The organism is Acidovorax delafieldii 2AN (assembly GCF_000175235.1).
Taxonomy (GTDB): domain Bacteria; phylum Pseudomonadota; class Gammaproteobacteria; order Burkholderiales; family Burkholderiaceae_C; genus Acidovorax; species Acidovorax delafieldii_B.
Genome location: NZ_ACQT01000008.1, coordinates 17,763 through 36,227, shown reverse-complemented (window position 1 = coordinate 36,227; position 18,465 = coordinate 17,763). Strand labels below are relative to the sequence as shown.

Annotated in this window: 20 protein-coding genes and 1 tRNA gene; 6 read left to right on the top strand and 15 right to left on the bottom strand. The window is 61.2% G+C overall.

All coding sequences use genetic code 11. From position 1 onward, the window contains the following. Positions 1 to 4: 4 nt before the first annotated feature. From nuoH to ACDELDRAFT_RS02735, 15 genes are all read right to left on the bottom strand, one after another. Positions 5 to 1,087, bottom strand: a complete 1,083-nt coding sequence (gene nuoH, locus ACDELDRAFT_RS02805) for an NADH-quinone oxidoreductase subunit NuoH (RefSeq protein ID WP_005793245.1) — start codon at positions 1,085 to 1,087, stop codon at positions 5 to 7. Further along, positions 1,084 to 3,219 (bottom strand): NADH-quinone oxidoreductase subunit NuoG, encoded by a 2,136-nt coding sequence (gene nuoG / locus ACDELDRAFT_RS02800; RefSeq protein ID WP_005793244.1) that lies wholly within the window; start codon positions 3,217 to 3,219, stop codon positions 1,084 to 1,086. The genes nuoH and nuoG overlap by 4 nt, the downstream gene beginning before the upstream one ends. A gap of 15 nt (positions 3,220 to 3,234) precedes the next feature. Then, positions 3,235 to 4,590 carry an NADH-quinone oxidoreductase subunit NuoF gene (nuoF, locus tag ACDELDRAFT_RS02795; protein ID WP_005793243.1) on the bottom strand — a complete coding sequence of 452 codons (1,356 nt, stop codon included), beginning with the start codon at positions 4,588 to 4,590 and terminating at the stop codon, positions 3,235 to 3,237. Next, positions 4,587 to 5,078: an NADH-quinone oxidoreductase subunit NuoE gene (nuoE, locus tag ACDELDRAFT_RS02790; protein ID WP_005793242.1), complete on the bottom strand. Its 492-nt coding sequence runs from the start codon at positions 5,076 to 5,078 to the stop codon at positions 4,587 to 4,589. Before nuoE ends, nuoF begins: the two co-directional genes overlap by 4 nt. Further along, positions 5,075 to 6,328, bottom strand: a complete 1,254-nt coding sequence (locus tag ACDELDRAFT_RS02785; protein WP_005793241.1) for an NADH-quinone oxidoreductase subunit D — start codon at positions 6,326 to 6,328, stop codon at positions 5,075 to 5,077. The genes nuoE and ACDELDRAFT_RS02785 overlap by 4 nt, the downstream gene beginning before the upstream one ends. 29 nt (positions 6,329 to 6,357) lie before the next feature. Next, complete coding sequence (locus ACDELDRAFT_RS02780) at positions 6,358 to 6,966, bottom strand: NADH-quinone oxidoreductase subunit C (protein ID WP_005793240.1); 609 nt, start codon at positions 6,964 to 6,966, stop codon at positions 6,358 to 6,360. Positions 6,967 to 6,976: 10 nt separating this feature from the next. Next, on the bottom strand, positions 6,977 to 7,456 hold the full coding sequence (locus ACDELDRAFT_RS02775) for a NuoB/complex I 20 kDa subunit family protein (RefSeq protein ID WP_005793239.1): 480 nt from the start codon (positions 7,454 to 7,456) through the stop codon (positions 6,977 to 6,979). Positions 7,457 to 7,480: 24 nt separating this feature from the next. Beyond that, a complete protein-coding gene (locus ACDELDRAFT_RS02770; RefSeq protein ID WP_005793238.1) occupies positions 7,481 to 7,840 on the bottom strand; it encodes an NADH-quinone oxidoreductase subunit A in 360 nt (119 codons plus the stop codon). A 73-nt stretch (positions 7,841 to 7,913) separates the two neighbouring features. Next, a tRNA-Leu gene (locus ACDELDRAFT_RS02765) sits at positions 7,914 to 7,998 on the bottom strand. Between the two features lie 114 nt (positions 7,999 to 8,112). Then, positions 8,113 to 8,499, bottom strand: a complete 387-nt coding sequence (secG, locus tag ACDELDRAFT_RS02760) for a preprotein translocase subunit SecG (RefSeq protein ID WP_005793237.1) — start codon at positions 8,497 to 8,499, stop codon at positions 8,113 to 8,115. 41 nt (positions 8,500 to 8,540) lie between these two features. Continuing rightward, complete coding sequence (tpiA, locus tag ACDELDRAFT_RS02755; RefSeq protein ID WP_005793236.1) at positions 8,541 to 9,284, bottom strand: triose-phosphate isomerase; 744 nt, start codon at positions 9,282 to 9,284, stop codon at positions 8,541 to 8,543. A gap of 2 nt (positions 9,285 to 9,286) precedes the next feature. Then, positions 9,287 to 10,273: an NAD(P)H-quinone oxidoreductase gene (locus ACDELDRAFT_RS02750; protein WP_005793235.1), complete on the bottom strand. Its 987-nt coding sequence runs from the start codon at positions 10,271 to 10,273 to the stop codon at positions 9,287 to 9,289. Between the two features lie 95 nt (positions 10,274 to 10,368). Continuing rightward, complete coding sequence (gene pnp / locus ACDELDRAFT_RS02745; RefSeq protein WP_005793234.1) at positions 10,369 to 12,612, bottom strand: polyribonucleotide nucleotidyltransferase; 2,244 nt, start codon at positions 12,610 to 12,612, stop codon at positions 10,369 to 10,371. A 208-nt stretch (positions 12,613 to 12,820) separates the two neighbouring features. Then, positions 12,821 to 13,087 (bottom strand): 30S ribosomal protein S15, encoded by a 267-nt coding sequence (gene rpsO, locus ACDELDRAFT_RS02740; RefSeq protein WP_005793232.1) that lies wholly within the window; start codon positions 13,085 to 13,087, stop codon positions 12,821 to 12,823. Between the two features lie 111 nt (positions 13,088 to 13,198). Next, positions 13,199 to 14,356, bottom strand: a complete 1,158-nt coding sequence (locus ACDELDRAFT_RS02735; protein WP_005793228.1) for a pyridoxal phosphate-dependent aminotransferase — start codon at positions 14,354 to 14,356, stop codon at positions 13,199 to 13,201. A gap of 183 nt (positions 14,357 to 14,539) precedes the next feature. Here ACDELDRAFT_RS02735 and ACDELDRAFT_RS02730 point away from each other — a divergent pair, with 183 nt between their 5' ends. The 6 genes from ACDELDRAFT_RS02730 to ACDELDRAFT_RS02705 all read left to right on the top strand — a co-directional run bounded on the left by ACDELDRAFT_RS02730 (position 14,540) and on the right by ACDELDRAFT_RS02705 (position 18,423). Beyond that, complete coding sequence (locus tag ACDELDRAFT_RS02730) at positions 14,540 to 14,749, top strand: hypothetical protein (RefSeq protein ID WP_232504703.1); 210 nt, start codon at positions 14,540 to 14,542, stop codon at positions 14,747 to 14,749. A gap of 93 nt (positions 14,750 to 14,842) precedes the next feature. Continuing rightward, entirely contained in the window at positions 14,843 to 15,406 is a 564-nt protein-coding gene (locus tag ACDELDRAFT_RS02725) for a GspH/FimT family pseudopilin (protein ID WP_232504701.1), read from the top strand. 20 nt (positions 15,407 to 15,426) lie between these two features. After that, complete coding sequence (locus tag ACDELDRAFT_RS02720) at positions 15,427 to 16,002, top strand: GspH/FimT family pseudopilin (protein WP_005793225.1); 576 nt, start codon at positions 15,427 to 15,429, stop codon at positions 16,000 to 16,002. After that, positions 15,999 to 16,646 carry a type IV pilus modification protein PilV gene (pilV, locus tag ACDELDRAFT_RS02715; protein WP_005793224.1) on the top strand — a complete coding sequence of 216 codons (648 nt, stop codon included), beginning with the start codon at positions 15,999 to 16,001 and terminating at the stop codon, positions 16,644 to 16,646. The genes ACDELDRAFT_RS02720 and pilV overlap by 4 nt, the downstream gene beginning before the upstream one ends. Positions 16,647 to 16,705: 59 nt before the next feature. Beyond that, entirely contained in the window at positions 16,706 to 17,578 is an 873-nt protein-coding gene (locus ACDELDRAFT_RS02710; RefSeq protein ID WP_005793223.1) for a PilW family protein, read from the top strand. 158 nt (positions 17,579 to 17,736) lie between these two features. Further along, complete coding sequence (locus tag ACDELDRAFT_RS02705) at positions 17,737 to 18,423, top strand: pilus assembly PilX family protein (RefSeq protein ID WP_232504702.1); 687 nt, start codon at positions 17,737 to 17,739, stop codon at positions 18,421 to 18,423. Positions 18,424 to 18,465: the final 42 nt, after the last annotated feature.

Below are 18,465 nucleotides of genomic sequence, written 5' to 3'. Positions count from 1 at the left end.
CCGCTTATTTCCAGATATTCCAAGGCGAGAGCAACCACCCGCCGACGATGAGCAGCCACACCAGGGTGACCGGAATGAAGATCTTCCAGCCCAGACGCATGATCTGGTCATAGCGGAACCGCGGGAACGTGGCACGGATCCAGATGAACATGGACACCACGACGAACGTCTTGAGACCCAGCCAGATCCAACCGGGAATCCAGTTGAACAGTGCGCTGTCGATGGGTGGAAGCCATCCGCCCAGGAACATCAATGCCGCCAGGATGGACACCAGCCACATGCTGGCGTACTCGGCCAGGAAGAAGATGGCAAAACCCATGCCCGAATACTCGACCATATGACCTGCCACGATTTCGGCTTCACCTTCGACAACGTCGAAGGGATGGCGGTTGGTTTCGGCCACGCCGGAGATCAGGTAGACCAGAAAGATCGGCAGCAGCGGCAACCAATTCCAGGAGAGGAAAACGAGACCCTTGTCGGCAGCCATGCCGCGTCCCTGCCCCATCACGATTTCGGTCAGATTCATGCTGCCCGAGACCATGATCACCACCAGGAAGCAGAACCCCATGGCGATTTCATAGCTGACCATTTGGGCCGAAGCCCGCAGAGCCCCCAGGAAGGCGTATTTGGAATTGGACGCCCACCCGGCAATGATCACGCCGTACACCTCGATGGAAGTGATAGCCATCACCAGCAGCAAACCCGCATTCACGTTGGCCAGCGCAACGTCAGGACCGAACGGAATAGCCACCCATGCCGCCAGCGCAGGCATGATCGCCATGACGGGACCCAGCACGAAGAGCCCTTTGCTCGCGGCGGTTGGCTGGATGATTTCCTTGGTCAGCAGCTTGAGCGCATCGGCGATGGGCTGCAGCAGTCCCATGGGACCGACGCGGTTGGGGCCGTAGCGGACCTGCATGAAGCCCAGCAGCTTGCGCTCCCACAGTGTCAGATAGGCCACAGCGCCCATCAGCGGGGCAAGGATGACGACAATCTTCAAAAGAATCCACAGCACCGGCCATGCGGCGGCGGTCCACCAGCCATAACCCATCAGGTGCAGGCCTGCGTTGTAGAGCGCGTCGATCATGCTGCGACTCCTTCCTGGGCGAGGCGGCCATCCGCAGTCAACTGCAACGAGGGAGCGCGGCGCACCAGCCCATCGAGCTGGTAGATGGCAGCCACTGCGGGCTCGCCCACCACTGGTGTTGCCGCTGGAGGCAGCATGGCCTGCGCATTGTTCAATTCAGCCGGGGACACCGATGGCACGCCACCGGCCGGCGTATGGGTAGCCTGGGCCAGCACATCCTGCGAGGTTTCAAAATCGAAGCCCGGGATACTGAGCAAATTCGCCAATACCCGCAGAACCTTCCAGGCGGGCCGTGTCTCAGCCAGTGGACGGACCACGGCATGGAAACTCTGCAACCGCCCTTCAGCATTTACAAAGCTGCCGGATGTTTCAGTGAAGGGTGCGATGGGCAGCAGGACGTCACTGAACGCCATGTTGGTCTTGAAAGGACTCAGTGTGACCACCATGTCCGTCTTGGCAAGCGCCTGGCACGCGGCCTCGCCGGCGGCCGAATCGAAGGCAGGTTCGGTGTTCAGCAAGAGGGCTGCCTTCAATCCGCCTGCCAGCATCTGACCCGCATTCTGGCCGCCCTGGAGCGGGAGTGCCTTGGCGTACTGGGCACCCACCGTGTTGGCGGCTTCGGTGAGATAGCCCACCGTTGCGCCCACCTGCTCAGCAATCCACTGCGCGAGCACCAGCAACCGGCTGGCATGCCCGTGGTGGGCCGCTGCATTCCCCAGCAAGATCGCCTTGCGCTCGCCGGCGAGCAAGGAACGGGCGATGGCCAGCGCGGATTCGTCCACTTGCGCAGCCCCATCGGGCGCTTGCACGCCTTTTTCCTGAGCGATGGCGGCTGCAACACTTGCCAGAGCCTGCTCCCACGCGGCAGATGGCTGCACCAGCGTGTGCGCCACGGGCATGGCCCAGTCATGCACTACCGAATTAATAGCACTGACCACACAACCATGGCGCGCTGCCTGGCGAATACGCTGCGCAAACAGCGGGTGATCCTTGCGCAGGTTGGAGCCGATGACCAGCACGCGCTGCAAGGTAGACAGCGAGGCAATGGACGTCCCCAGCCAGCGGATACCGCTGGCGGCGGGGAATTCGGCATTGCGCAACCGGTAGTCGATGTTGTCGCTCCCCAGACCGCGCACCAGGGCGCCGGCCAGATACAGCTCTTCCAATGTGCTGTGCGGGCTGACCAGGGCACCGATGGCACCCGCTCCATGGTCGTTGCGAACACACCGCAAGCCATTGGCCACGTACTCAAGGGCGGTCTGCCAGTCGACCTCGCGCCATTCACCACCCTGTTTGAGCATGGGCTGGGTCAATCGCTCATCGCTGTTGAGGGCCTCATACGAGAAACGATCGCGGTCCGCAATCCAGCACTCGTTGACTTCCTCGTTCTCAAAGGGCACGACGCGCATGACCCTGTGGTTCTTCACCTGCACGATGAGGTTGGCGCCGGCAGAGTCGTGGGGACTCACCGACTTGCGGCGCGAAAGCTCCCAGGTGCGGGCGCTGTAGCGGAAAGGCTTGCTGGTCAGCGCCCCCACGGGGCAGATGTCGATCATGTTGCCCGACAGTTCGGAATCAACGGTGTCGCCAGTGACCGTGGTGATCTCGGAGTGCTCACCCCGGTGAATCATCCCGAGTTCCATCACGCCTGCCACTTCTTGGCCAAAACGCACGCAACGCGTGCAGTGGATGCAGCGCGTCATCTCTTCCATCGAGATCAGCGGGCCCACGTCCTTGTGGAGGACTACCCGCTTCTCTTCGCCATAGCGCGACGAAGACGCGCCATAGCCCACCGCCAGATCCTGGAGCTGGCATTCGCCGCCCTGGTCGCAGATGGGGCAATCCAGCGGATGGTTGATCAGCAGGAACTCCATGACCGACTTCTGTGCCTGAATGGCCTTGTCCGTCTTGGTGCGCACGATCATGCCCTGCGTGACAGGCGTGGCGCAGGCGGGCATGGGCTTGGGTGCCTTCTCCACATCCACCAGGCACATGCGGCAATTGGCCGCAATGGAGAGCTTCTTGTGGTAGCAGAAATGAGGAATGTAGGTGCCGGCCTTTTCAGCGGCGTGCATCACCATGGAACCCTCGGTGACTTCTACCTTCTGACCGTCCAATTCAATTTCAACCATATGCTTTTCTCGCGATCAGGCAGAGGGCGCGGCCTGAGGGGTCTTGTTCGGAATCAGTGCTTCGAACTCGGGACGGAAGTGCTTGATCATGGCGCGCACGGGCATCGCCGCCGCATCGCCCAGCGCACAGATCGTGCGGCCCATGATGTTGCCAGCCACGGAATCGAGCACATCCATGTCCGCAGGGCGGCCTTCGCCGCGGTGGATGCGATCCACCAGGCGCCAGAGCCATCCGGTACCTTCCCGGCATGGCGTGCACTGTCCGCAGGACTCGTGCATGTAGAAATAAGACAGCCGCTTGAGCGATTCAACCATGCATCGGCTGTCGTCCATGACGATCACGGCGCCGGAGCCCAGCATGGAGCCGGCCTTGGCAATCGAGTCGTAGTCCATGGTGCAATCCATGATGATCGATGCCGGCAGCACCGGAGACGACGAACCACCCGGAATCACAGCCTTGAGCTGGCGGCCCGTGCGCACGCCACCTGCTAGCTCAAGCAGCTTGGAGAAGGGCGTACCCAGCGGGATTTCATAGTTACCGGGGCGCTCCACGTCACCGCTGACCGAGAAAATCTTGGTGCCACCGTTGTTCGGTTTGCCACAGGCCAGGTAGGCCGCGCCGCCATTGCGGATGATCCACGGCACTGCGGCGAAGGTTTCGGTGTTGTTGATGGTGGTGGGCTTGCCATACAGGCCGAAACTGGCCGGAAACGGTGGCTTGAAGCGTGGCTGGCCCTTCTTGCCTTCCAGCGATTCGAGCAGCGCGGTTTCCTCGCCGCAGATGTAGGCACCGAAGCCATGGTGGGCGTGCAGCTGGAAACTGAAACCCGTTCCGAGGATGCCGTTGCCCAGATAGCCAGCGGCGCGCGCTTCTTCCAGTGCTGCTTCAAAGCGCTCGTAGACTTGGAAGATCTCGCCGTGGATGTAGTTGTACCCGACCGTGATGCCCATCGCATAAGCGGCAATGATCATGCCCTCGATCACGATGTGCGGGTTGTACATCAGGATGTCGCGATCCTTGCAGGTTCCCGGTTCGCCCTCGTCGGAATTGCACACCAGGTACTTCTGGCCCGGGAACTGGCGGGGCATGAAACTCCACTTCAGGCCCGTAGGGAAGCCCGCACCGCCCCGGCCGCGCAAGCCGGATTCTTTGACCGTAGCGATCACTTGGTCCTGGGTGAGCCCCTCACCGCCATCCTTGCCCAGAATGGTGCGCAGTGCATGGTAGCCACCGCGTGCTTCGTAGTCCTTGATGCTCCAGTTGGAGCCATTCAGGTCGGCATAGATCTGGGGCGTGATATGGCGGTCATGGAAGCAGGTCTCGACGCCCGCCGCCTGGAACTGGGAAAGCACCTGTGCTGCGGAAGTCATTGTTTGGCCTCCGCTGCCCGCAGGCTGTCAACCAACTGGTCGAGTTTGTCATTGCCCATGAAGCTGCACATGTTGCGGTCGTTGACCAGCATCACTGGCGCGTCGGCGCAAGCGCCCAGGCACTCGCATTGCTGCAGGGTGAACAGACCATCCGGCGTGGTTTCCCCCATTGAAATACCCAGTTTCTGCTCCAGATGCTCAAGAGCTTTGCCGCCGTCTCGCAACAGACAGGGCAGATTGGTACAGACGTTGAGCTTGTACTTGCCCACCGGCTGCTGGTTGTACATGTTGTAGAACGTGGTGACTTCGTGCACTGCGATCTGCGGCATGCCGAGGTACTCGGCAATTGCGGCCTCGCTGGCTTCGCTGACATACCCCAGCTCCTGCTGCACGATGGACAGACAGGCCATCACGGCAGACTGCTTCTGCTCAGGTGGGTATTTGGCCACTTCGCGCGCGAATCGCGCCTTGGTCGCTTCGGTAATCATCGGTCAATTTCTCCGAACACGATATCCATGGTTCCGATGATGGCCACGGCATCCGCAATCATGTGGCCCCGAGCCATTTCATCGAGCGTCGCCAAGTGCGCAAAACCCGGAGCGCGAATCTTCAAACGGTAGGGCTTGTTAGCACCGTCGCTGACCAAGTAGATGCCGAACTCTCCCTTGGGGTGCTCGACTGCAGCATAGGCTTCGCCCTCGGGGACATGGAAGCCCTCAGTGAACAACTTGAAGTGGTGGATCAGCTCTTCCATGTTGGATTTCATGGATTCGCGATCGGGAGGGGCAATCTTGTGGTTGTCGGTAATCACCGGCCCCGGATTGGCGCGCAACCAGTCGACACACTGCTTGATGATGCGATTGGACTCGCGCATCTCCTGAATGCGAACCAGATACCGGTCGTAGCAATCGCCCGTCTTGCCCACAGGCACGTCGAAATCGACGCGGTCGTAAACGTCGTAAGGCTGCGTTTTGCGCAGATCCCAGGCGATGCCCGAGCCACGCAGCATCGGGCCAGTCATTCCGAGGTTCAGGGCTCGCTCGGGCGAAACCACGCCGATGCCCACGGTGCGCTGCTTCCAGATGCGGTTGTCGGTAAGCAGCGTCTCGTACTCGTCCATGCAGCCAGGGAAACGGCGCGTGAAGTCGTCGATAAAGTCGAGCAAGGAACCCTTGCGGTTCTGGTTCATCGCCTCCAGGGCCTTGGCATTCTTGATCTTGCTGACCTTGTACTGCGGCATGCTGTCCGGCAGATCACGGTAGACGCCACCGGGACGGAAATACGCTGCATGCATGCGCGCGCCCGACACGGCCTCATACATGTCGAACAGATCTTCACGCTCGCGGAAGGTGTAGATCAGAATGGTCGAGCTGCCGCAGTCGTTACCGTGCGAACCCAGCCACATGAGGTGGTTGAGCAAGCGCGTGATTTCGGCAAACATCACGCGTATGTACTGCGCGCGCACCGGCACTTCGATACCCAGCAACTTCTCGATGGCCAGGCAGTAAGCGTGCTCGTTGGACATCATCGAAACGTAATCCAGACGGTCCATATAAGGCAGCGACTGGATGTAGGTCTTGTGCTCGGCCAGCTTCTCCGTGGCACGGTGCAGCAAGCCGATGTGCGGATCGGCGCGTTGCACCACTTCGCCATCGAGCTCCAGCACCAGTCGCAGCACACCGTGCGCAGCTGGGTGCTGCGGCCCAAAATTCAGGGAATAGTTCTTGATTTCAGCCATGATGGATCACATGAGACGCGCGCGGCGGCTCAGTGCAGGCCTCCGTACTTGTCTTCGCGGATGATGCGAGGCGTGATTTCTCGCGGCTCGATGGACACGGGCTCATAGACGACGCGGCGACGCTCGGTGTCGTAGCGCATTTCGACATGGCCCGACAGTGGGAAATCCTTGCGGAAGGGATGGCCGATGAAACCGTAGTCGGTCAGAATGCGGCGCAAATCGTTGTGTCCATCAAACACAATACCGAACAGGTCAAAGGCCTCGCGCTCGTACCAGTTGGCGGAGTTCCACAGGTCAGACACCGAAGCCACTACGGGAAAATCGTCGTCAGGGCAGAACACCTTGACGCGCACGCGCTGGTTGAGACTGACCGACAACAGGTGCGACACCACGCCATACCGCGCACCCTCGTGCACCTTGTCGGCATAGGAGGAATAGTCCACACCGCACAGATCGATGAGCTGCTCGAAGCGGCAGGCCTCCGAATCGCGCAGCAGCTGCATCGCATCACGGTAATCCGCAGCGGCGACCACCACAGTCACCTCCTCCAACGCAACCGTGATCTGACGGGCCTTGGCACCCAGAACGGCAGCAATGGCATCCTTGAGCTTCTCAGGCCGAATGGCAACAGCAGTCATCATCTACCCTTCAAGCCCGTGCAATGGTGTTGGTACGGCGAATCTTCTGCTGCAGCTGAATGATGCCGTAGATCAACGCTTCCGCCGTAGGCGGGCAGCCAGGCACATACACATCTACAGGCACGATGCGGTCACAACCACGTACAACGGAATAGCTGTAGTGGTAATAACCGCCACCGTTGGCGCACGATCCCATGGACAAGACCCAGCGGGGCTCCGACATCTGGTCATAAACCTTGCGCAGGGCAGGCGCCATCTTGTTGCACAGCGTGCCGGCCACAATCATCAGATCCGACTGGCGTGGACTGGCACGGAACACTTCGGCACCGAAGCGTCCGATGTCATAGCGCGCGGCGGCGGCATGCATCATCTCCACGGCACAGCAAGCCAGACCAAAGGTCATGGGCCACAGGGATCCGGTCTTGGCCCAGTTCACCACCGAGTCGTAACTCGTGGTGATGAAGCCTTCCTTCATCACGCCTTCAATCATTGCATCAATCCTTGTGAAGCCCGCTCATTCCCAGTTCAGGGCGCCTTTTTTCCACTCGTAGGCAAACCCCACCACCAGAATGGCCAAGAAGATCACCACGGCCACGAAGCCGGTTACCCCTACTTCCTGGAGCGTCACAGCCCACGGAAAGAGGAAAGCAATCTCGAGATCGAACAGAATGAAAAGAATGGCCACGAGGTAGTAGCGCACATCAAACTTCATGCGCGCATCCTCGAAGGCTTCAAAGCCGCATTCGTAGGGGGAGTTCTTTGCGGCGTCCGGGCGATTGGGGCCCAGCACATATCCCAGGACCAGCGGCACGATACCTACGGCAACGCCGACCAGGACAAACAAAAGGACGGGGAGGTACTGATCGAGGTTCATCTGGAGGATGTGCTCACCGCTGTGGCCTTGCCCTCCAGGACCCTGACCAGGTCATGCAGGCAGGCCTTTGTTTTGGTGCCGTCGGCGAGACTCGAACTCGCACAGCTTTCGCCACTACCCCCTCAAGATAGCGTGTCTACCAATTTCACCACGACGGCTGTTTTTTGCATCTGGATGGCATGAGGAACCTTGCGGTTTTGGCTTCCCAGACAATCCAGAATTCTACCCCGGAAAAACCCTGCTCCCGAGGGATATGTCCAATTTAGTGCAGATTATTTCGTTGGAATCTGACCGGCACCTGATGCCGCAACCGCAGGAGCTGGCACCACCGCACCGGAAGCCGCTGCAGCAGGCGCCTGCGTGGACGCTGCAGGAACAGCCGCAGCGGGCGTTTCAAGCACGCTGCCCGAGCTACTGGGGCGGGCGTTGCCAAAATACGCCAGCGCCAGCGTCGCCACGAAAAACACCGTGGCCAAAATTCCTGTGGTGCGCGAAAGGAAATTGGCGCTGCCACTGGCACCAAACAGGCTACCAGAGCTGCCGCTGCCAAAAGCCGCGCCCATATCGGCGCCCTTTCCATGCTGGACCAGAATCAGGCCGATCATGCCCAAAGCCGTCAACATCTGCACACCCAACACCACATTCACAAGCACGTTCATTCTCTTTTTACTCCTGATTTAATAGCTAGTTGCACCCGCCCTTATTGGGCTGCAGCAATAATTTGCAAGAAGTCCTGGGCTTTGAGTGAGGCACCGCCCACCAGGCCGCCGTCGATGTCCGGCTGCGCCAGAAGCTGGGCAGCGTTGGCGGCGTTCATGCTGCCGCCGTACAGCAGACGGATGCGATCGGCATGCTCGCTGGCGGCTGCCAGTTGTGCACGCAGCACGGCATGCACCTGCTGCGCCTGCTCGGGCGAAGCCGTGCGACCGGTGCCGATGGCCCAGACGGGCTCGTAGGCCACCACCACTTCGCTGATGCAGTGGCCATTGAGATGAATGACTGCAGCCAGTTGGCGCTTGACGACCGCCTCGGTCTCGCCGGCATCGCGCTCGGCCAGCGTCTCGCCCACGCACACAATGGGCGTGATACCGGTCGCCAGCGCCCGTTGCGCCTTGGCTGCCACCACCGCATCGGTTTCTGCGTGGTACTGGCGACGCTCCGAATGCCCCACGAGCACGTAACGCACACCAAATTCCTTCAGCATGGCCCCGGACACTTCACCCGTGTAGGCGCCCACCTCCTGCATCGAAACATCTTGCGCCGCAAGGGCCACCGGCGTCCCTGCCACAAGACCCGCCACCTGGGCGAGATAGGGCGCCGGCACAGCCACCGCCACATCACAGGCCGCCTGGCCCATGCCCTGCGCGATGGCGTTCACCAGCGCCTCATTGGCAGCCAGACTGCCGTTCATCTTCCAGTTGCCTGCGATGAGCTTCTTTTTCATGGTTACCACGTCAAAACAATTTTGCCGGTGTGCTGGTTGGATTCCATCAATGCGTGGGCCTGCGCCGCATCTGCAGCTTCGAAGGTGCTGTGGATGACCGGGCGCACCTTGCCCTCCTCGATCATCGGCCAGACCCGCTCACGCAGTGCACGGGCGATGGCCCCCTTGAACGCCACGGGACGGGGCCGCAGCGTGGAACCCGTGATGGTCAGGCGGCGCCGCAGCACCAGCCCTGCATTGAAGGCGCTCTTGACCCCACCCTGCACGGCAATGATGACCAGGCGGCCATCCTCGGCAAGGCACTCCACCTCGCGCGCCACATAATCGCCAGCCACCATGTCGAGCACCACATCCACACCCTTGCCGGCCGTGATGCGCGCCACCTCGGCAACGAAATCCTGGCTCTTGTAGTTGATGGCGTGGTGAGCACCCAGCGACAGGCAGGCTGCGCACTTTTCATCGCTGCCCGCGGTGACGATCACCGTGGCACCCCAGGCACGCGCAAGCTGAATGGCCGTGACACCGATGCCACTGGTGCCGCCCTGCACGAGCAGGGTTTCGCCCGGCTGCAGACGCCCCCGGTCAAACACATTGCTCCACACCGTGAAGAAGGTTTCAGGCAGAGAGGCGGCCTCGATATCGGTAAGCCCGGCGGGCACGGGAAGACACTGCTCGACCGGCGCCACGCACCACTGCGCGTAGCCGCCGCCCGCCACCAGCGCGCAAACACGGTCGCCCAGCTTCAGCCCAGCCCGCGACAAAGCAGCCTCGTCGCCGCCCTCGACAACGCCCGCGACTTCCAGCCCGGGCAGATCGGAGGTGCCCGGCGGAGGGGCGTAATGCCCCAGACGCTGCAACACATCGGGCCGGTTGATGCCACTGGCGCTGACGCGGATCAGCGCTTCACCCTCGCCCGCATGGGGCATGGGGCGCTCGCCAAGGCGCAGCACTTCAGGAGCACCAAAGGCCGTGATTTCTACAGCGCGCATACAGGAACCCTTCGCACATCAATCCGAATGATTTTGAGCACCAGCGCTTGAAGGACAAGCGCCAGTAGCCCTCATATCAATAGCAGATGCGGCCATCAGCCATTCATCTGGTCTGCAGCGCCGTCAGCCGGCACCGACTGCTGTTGTTGCTGCTGATCGTGGGACTGGCGATCGCGGCCGCCTTCGCGGCGCTCGCCACCACGGTCACCGCGTTCGGCGGGAGCCGGGCGATCGCTGCCCCCGGCCGGGCGTTCCGCCAGGGCCTTCATGGACAGCTTGACGCGGCCCTTCTCGTCGGTCTCCATGACCTTGACCTTGACGATCTGACCTTCGGTCAGGTAGTCAGACACCTTCTCGACGCGCTCGTGGGCGATCTGGCTGATGTGCAGCAGGCCATCCTTGCCGGGCAGCAGGTTGATGAGGGCGCCAAAGTCCAGGATCTTGGTGACCGGGCCCTCATAGACCTTGCCGATTTCCACTTCGGCCGTGATCTGCTCGATGCGGCGCTTGGCTTCGTCGGCCTTGGCGGCGTCGGTGGCGGCAATGGTGATGGTGCCGTCTTCCTCGATGTTGATCTGGCAGCCGGTCTCTTCGGTCAGAGCGCGGATCACGGCGCCGCCCTTGCCGATCACGTCACGAATCTTTTCGGGATTGATCTTCATGGTGTAGAGCTTGGGCGCGAAGCTGCTCACCTCGGCCTTGGCCTCACCCATGGCGTCCTGCATCTTGCCCAGGATATGGATGCGTGCTTCCTTGGCCTGGGCCAGGGCGACCTGCATGATTTCCTTGGTGATGCCCTGGATCTTGATGTCCATCTGCAGAGCCGTGATGCCTGCCGTGGTGCCGGCCACCTTGAAGTCCATGTCGCCCAGGTGGTCCTCATCGCCCAGGATGTCGGTCAGCACGGCAAAACGGTTGTCTTCCTTGATCAGGCCCATGGCGATGCCCGCCACGTGCGCCTTCATGGGCACCCCGGCGTCCATCAGCGACAGGCAGCCGCCGCACACCGATGCCATCGACGAGGAGCCGTTGGATTCGGTGATTTCCGACACCACACGCATGGTGTAGGGGAACTCTTCCTTGGTGGGCAGCACGGCAGCCAGTGCACGCTTGGCCAGGCGGCCGTGGCCGATTTCGCGACGCTTGGTGCTGCCCATGCGGCCCACTTCGCCCGTGGCGAAGGGAGGCATGTTGTAGTGCAACATGAAGCGGTCTTCGTACTCGCCGGCCAGCGCATCGATGCGCTGGGCGTCGCGTTCGGTGCCCAGCGTGGTCACCACCAGCGCCTGGGTCTCACCCCGCGTGAACAGCGACGAGCCGTGGGCACGGGGCAGCACGCTGCTGCGGATCTCGATGGGGCGAACGGTGCGCGTGTCGCGGCCGTCGATGCGGGGCTCGCCGGCCAGGATCTGGCTGCGAACGATGCGCGCCTCGATGTCGAACAGCATGCCTTCGACCTTGACGCTGTCGAACTCGACGCCGGCTTCCTTCAGGTCGGCCATGACCACTGCATAGGCCTCGCGGCATGCATGCGTTCGGGCCTGCTTGTTGCGGATCTGGTAGGCAGCGCGCAGCTTGTCTTCGGCCAGGGCCGTTACCTTGGCGATGAGCGACTCATCCTTGGCGGGCGCCTTCCAGTCCCACACGGGCTTGCCAGCCTCGCGCACCAGTTCATGGATGGCGTTGATGGCCACGTTGCCTTGCTGGTGGCCGAACACCACGGCGCCCAGCATGATTTCTTCGGACAGCTGCTGCGCCTCGGATTCCACCATCAGCACGGCTGCTTCAGTGCCTGCCACCACCAGGTCCATCTGCGAATTCTTGCGCGCGGTCTGGCCAGGGTTGAGCACGTATTCGCCGTTGATGTAGCCCACGCGTGCGGCACCGATGGGGCCGTTGAACGGGATGCCCGAGATGGCCAGTGCGGCGCTGGTGGCGATCATGGCGGCGATGTCGGCATCGACTTCGGGGTTCAGCGACACCGTGTGGATGACCACGTGCACGTCGTTGAAGAAACCCTCAGGAAACAGCGGGCGGATCGGGCGGTCGATCAAGCGGCTGGTCAGCGTTTCATGCTCGCTGGGCTTGGCTTCACGCTTGAAGAAGCTGCCGGGGATCTTGCCCGCGGCGTAGGTCTTCTCGATGTAGTCCACCGTCAGCGGAAAGAAATCCTGGCCGGCCTTGGCCGTCTTGGAGGCCACCACGGTCGCCAGCACCACGGTGTCATCGATGTTCACCAGCACGGCGCCGCCGGCCTGGCGGGCGATTTCGCCCGTTTCCATGATGACGGTCTTGTCGCCCCATTGGAAAGACTTGGTGATCTTGTTGAAAATGCTCATGTACAGCTCCTTTTTTGATAGCCGGCAATGCTTTGCCAGATTGGACCAGAGAGCAATTCAGAACACGATGCCATTCCAGTGAACCTGCCTGCCACCGGGTGGTGCGCAAGGCCATTGGAATGACACAGCTTCGCTCTGTTTTGCGACTCCGAAGTAAAAAACGCCTGAGCTAGCGGACTAACCCAGGCGTTTCGACATGCGAATCAGATTACTTGCGCAGGCCCAGCTTGGCAATCAGCGCGGTGTAGCGGTCGGCGTCTTTGGCCTTCAGGTAGTCCAACAGCTTGCGACGACGGCTCACCATGCGCAGCAGGCCGCGGCGACCGTGGTGGTCCTTGGCGTGCGTCTTGAAGTGAGGGGTCAGTTCGTTGATGCGGGCCGTCAGCAGGGCCACCTGGACTTCTGGACTGCCAGTGTCGTTGGCGGCGCGGGCATTGGCCTTGACGACTTCGGCCTTGATGGAAGATGCGATCATTGGTTTTTCCTTGATAGAGGCCTGCAACACAGCTGCGGGCCATGGTTTTTACTTGCGCCAGCGGCTGGAACGGCCACGGGCGTGCGTCTTGCACCATGCAAAACCTGCGGATTATAACCCGAGCCAGTTTTTGAGGCGCCCCACCCCCTGCACCAACCGCTGCGGGTCTTTGGAGGCAAAGCACCAGCGCAGCCAGCCCTGCGCCTCGTCGCCAAAGGCGTTGCCCGGCGCCAGGCCCAGCCCAGCCTCGGCCACCAACCGCTTGGCAGTGGCAAGAGAATCGCCGTGCCCTGGCAAACGGAAGAAGGCATACATGCCACCCCGGGCGCTGGCAACTTCCACTCCGGGCAACGCCTGGAGCAGCGGCACCAGCGTGTCGCGGCACTGCCGCAGATGCGCCACCACGCGCGGCGTGATCTCGTCCGCATGCTGCAAAGCGGCTATACCGGCGCGCTGGGTGAACACACTGGCGCACGAAGTATTGAACTCCACCAGCTTGCCCATGTGGTGCGTCAAAGAAGCGGGCATTACCAGCCAGCCAAGCCTCCAGCCCGTCATCAGAAAACTCTTGGAGAAACTGTGCGCCACCACCAGCCGGTCCTCAGGTTCTGCCTGGTCGAGAAAACTGGGAGCACAGCCGCTGGCAGAGGGCTCGTAATACAGCCGCTCGTACACCTCGTCAGCCAGGATCCAGGTGCCGGTGGAACGGCAATGCTCCAAGATGGCACGCTGCTCGTGCGGCGTCAGCGTCCATCCCGTTGGATTATTGGGAGCATTCACCACCAGCAGTCGCGTCGCAGGCGTGATGGCGCCCAGCAGTTCGCCCAAATCCAACGTCCATTCCCCGCCCGCCTGCGGGCGCAGCGACACGCAACGCAGCCTCGCACCCATGATCACAGGCTGGGCCGTGAGATTGGGCCACACGGGCGTCACCGCGACCACCTCGTCGCCCGCATCCACCAACGCCTGCACCGCCAGCATCAGTGCATTGACGCCACCCGAGGTGATCGCGATGCGCTCAGACCCCACCGGTCGGTGCAGCCGACTGGTATACGCAGCGACCTCCTCGCGCAACTCGGCCAGCCCGAGGTTGTGGGCATAAAAGGTCTCGCCCCGCTGCAACGAATCGATGGCCGCCTGCCGCACCACCTCCGGCGTACCCTCATCGCTTTCGCCAAACCAGAAGGCCAACACGTCGTTGCGCCCCATCCCGGCATTGGCAACTTCACGGATACGGGACTCTTCAAGGTTCAGAACGGTTTGGCGCATGGCGACATAGATATGGAAAATGACAACACCGCATCGTACGAGATGCTGGCGGCATACCACGCCACCCACCCAACAGCATTGGAGCAACTCTTGAACATCATCTATCGCCACAAAACACTGCACTGCTCATGCATTTCCGCCGCAGGCACCGCCATCCGTTGCGTCCTAGTAGCGCTGAGCCTGATGACCTTCGCCGTGAGTGCGCCAGCCGCGCCCCAGAGGAAAGCCGCCGAAAAAGTCAGCAGCGAGTTCATTAAGAAGAAAGGCTCAGTCAAGGTAAAACACCAGCGCAGCTCCTCGGAAGAGAGCACCGCCGAGCGTGACCGGCGCCTGTACCGAGAATGCAAGGGGCAGCCCAATGCGGGGGCATGCCTGGGTTATACCCGGCGCTGAATCGACGAACAAACCAACGCCAGTCAACCACTGGTCGGGACGCGCGCGCCATCTGTCAGCACATACTGTGCCATCAAGCATCTACCCAATACCATGGGTTACATGCTATTTTTCTTGTCTGATCGCTGCTCCACGCACGCTTGGCTACGAACCACCGCTCGTCGTCAAGCACGCGGCTTTACGCTCCTCGAAGTCATGATGGCTATCGCTATCATTGCCGTGCTTGCAGCGCTGGCAGGCCCCAACTTCACCCCACTTATCGAGCGCTGGCGAGTGCGCAGCGCTGCCGAAGACCTTACATCCACCCTCTACTACGCCCGATCCGAAGCGATCAAGCGTAGCGGTGGTGTCACGATTGACGCCACCGGAGGATGGAGCCAAGGCTGGAAGGTAACCCACACCCAGGGAGACACCACGGCCGACTTGCAGGTCAGCACAGCTCCCACAAATATCACCATGGCCCAGAGCAGCAATAAGGAGAAGCTCTATGTAGACCGTTGGGGCATGCTTTCTGAAACCAGTGGAGGCACGCCCGCCGCTATGGACATTCTGCTTTATCCATACGGTAAAAGCACAACCGATAACAGCGCTATCCGGCTGTGCATTGCGGGGGGCGGGCGAATCGCGCAAATGAAGCGAGGCGCGGCCTGCCCCTAAACCGCCAGGGTTTCACGGCAATGCTTACCCATCACAACTCATCTGAACGAACTCGGCACTTGGTGACGGGCTTCACCGTCATCGAGCTAATGGTGACGGTGTCTATCGTCGCCATCCTTGCCACCTTGGCCGCGCCCAGCTTCACACCTCTGATTGAAAACTGGCGCGTGCGCGAATCAGCAGAGCAACTCCAATCCACCCTGCAGTACGCACGCTCAGAAGCCATCAAGCGCGGCGGACAGGTGGCAATACAAAAAATTCCTAATAACACCAACGGCTGCTCCAGCGCCATTGGAACTCGCGACTGGGATTGCGGCTGGATCGTCTGCCATGACGTCAACAGCAACGGCGCCTGCAATGCCACGGAGCCCGTGCTACAGCGCGTTGACTCCAGCGGCAAGGTGCATGTCAACCGTACCGGCGGGGGCGTCAGCATCAAGCTCAACCGGTGGGGCCTCGTTGATGGCGCCTGGCCGGGCTTCACCCTCGTGCCCTTGAACAAGAGCCCTTCTCATGCAGGCGCGCGCGGCGTCTGCATGAGCTCCGGTGGCCGTATCCGCGTGATCCCACAAGAAGCCATTCCATGCGCCGAATGACGACCATGACCACAACATCGAAAAAACACCAACGCGGCATCACACTGATCGAATCACTTGTGGCCATCGTCATCGCCGCCCTAGGCATCCTGGGCATCCTGGGCGTGCAAATGCGCACCCTGACAGACACACAAACCACCGTGCGCCGCGCGCAGGCCATTCACCTGATCGAGGATTTGAGTGAGCGGATGAAGGTTAGTCCTAACGCACTTCTTGGCATCGGCGACTACGCGTCTGGCTACTCTCAAAAGGGGAGCGACCTGACCGTCACGGACTGCGGCACCGCTACCTGCACCCCGGCACAACAGGCCAAGTACGACCTGAAGCAATGGAAAACAACGGTGGAGCAAACCCTTCCAGGGGGGCAAGCGAGCGTCTTTCTCGCTCCAGGTGAAACCGCTGACGCCAACCGCCGCCAGCTGGGCGTGATCATCGCCTGGCGGGAAAACGAGCGTGATGGCACCAAAACCGACGATATCGACGCAAGCAAGTTCCGCGGCGCCGACGGTGTCTTTACTGCGGGTACCGACAGCACCAATGCCTGCCCAGCCGACAAGACCTGCCATTTGCAGTACATCCCCGTCGCTGCCCGCTGCGCACCCTACGACAACGGCAGCGGGACAAAGATCCTTTACTGCTCTTGATGAAGGCTACCCATGGTCAAAACCATAGCATTTGGCGCTAATCCGGCGAGCTCTACGACATGAAAACACCTCAAAAGCCTTTCCGTCAACGCGGTGTAACGCTGATTGAACTGATGGTCGGTCTGTTCATCGGCCTGCTGGTCGTTGCAGTAGCCATGGGCGCGCTGATGGTTTCGCGTGGCGTCTCAGGCACCGTCAGTGATGCCAGCGGCATACAACAACAGGGCGCTTACATTCTTCGGGTGATCGGCCAGCAACTGCGCCAAACCGGATCGCTGTATCTAAACCCTGACCCGGCTGGAGTCGCCAGCACCGACGTGCTGAGCCCTGTGGCATTTGAAATCAAGGCCAACGCGCTCAGCGGCGGAAATAGCTTCGATCAGCAGGACACGTTCGTGGGCACCGGCGATTCTGTGACCATCGGATTCAGGCGCTACCAAGACAATGTTTTCTTTGCAGACAACGCCACAAGTACCAGCATCGGCACCGATTTTTTGGCACGCAACTGCGTTGGCGCTCCTGGCGATGGCAGTACCGATCAACGCGTGGAGAGCATCTTCACTTTTTCCGGCGATGTTCTTCGATGCCAGGGCAATGACGTCGTCAACCCGCAGCCGGTCGCACAAAACGTAGCCCAGTTTCAGGTCACCTATATGGTGCAGACAACGGACGCTACCGGGACCCAGGTGCAGTACAAAAAAGGAAGCGCTATGCCCACCGCTTCAGTCGATCCTGAATGGCGCCGCGTGCAAGGCGCGCAGGTCTGCCTAGTGCTCTATGGCAGCGAGCCCATCGACATGCCCGCAGGCAGCAGCTACAGCGACTGCGATGGCACCAGTGTAGACATGACCACCCTCACCGGCATGCGCAAGAACCGCATGCACCTGCTGTTCCGCAGCACCTTCCAGTTGCGCAGCCAGGGGCTGCTTTGATGCGCGCCCCCACCAAACACCGCAAGCCTGACACCATGCCAAACCCTTCGCATCCCGCTGTCCTCCGCCCCTACACCAACGAGGGCCACGGACAACCCCTGCCTGCCGTTGGCGCGCGGCAGCGAGGCGTGGCACTGTTCGTCGTCATCGTCTTCGTCATGCTCTCGATGCTGCTGGCGCTGTGGGCGTCGCGCACCTCCCTGTTCAACGAGATGGTGGTGGGCAACGACGCGGACTACCAACGCGCCTTCGAGGCGGCCCAGGCGCTGCTGCAAGACGCCGAACTCGACATCCGCGGCGAAATGGCCGATGGCACCCCATGCGCCGCGTCTCCATGCCGCGCGTACACCGGCGGTGCGCTGCAGTTTCCGGGTGACACCAACGAAATCAATCCCCTCATCACCACGCTGGAAGCCGAGAGCAAGCGCTGCAAAGATGGTCTGTGCGCGCGGCGCGTGGGGCGACAGGACTTCTGGAACTACGCCACGGCAGAAACTTCCATCAAACCCGCCGCTGACACCACCCTGGGAGAAGTGCCGCTATCCGATCTCATGACCGTAGGCGCGCGCTACGGCCAGTTTACCGGCGCACAACTGGGCAGCACCGCAGCGCCCGCCAACCCCATCCTGGCCGACCCTTCGGCCGGACGGTACTGGATCGAAATCATGCGCTACAGCGACACAGCCAAAAGTGCCAACGTGATAGTGGACTCCAACACCAGCCAATTACCGCTGAACCTCGATGTGTACGTTGTCTTCCGGATCACGGCCTTGGCCATCGGGCGCAAGCCAGGCACCACCGTCGTGCTGCAAGAAACCTATGCCCGCCAACGGGCAAAAGATTGAAATCCAGCGCTAGACAACTATGAATTCGATAGCTGCCAGCGA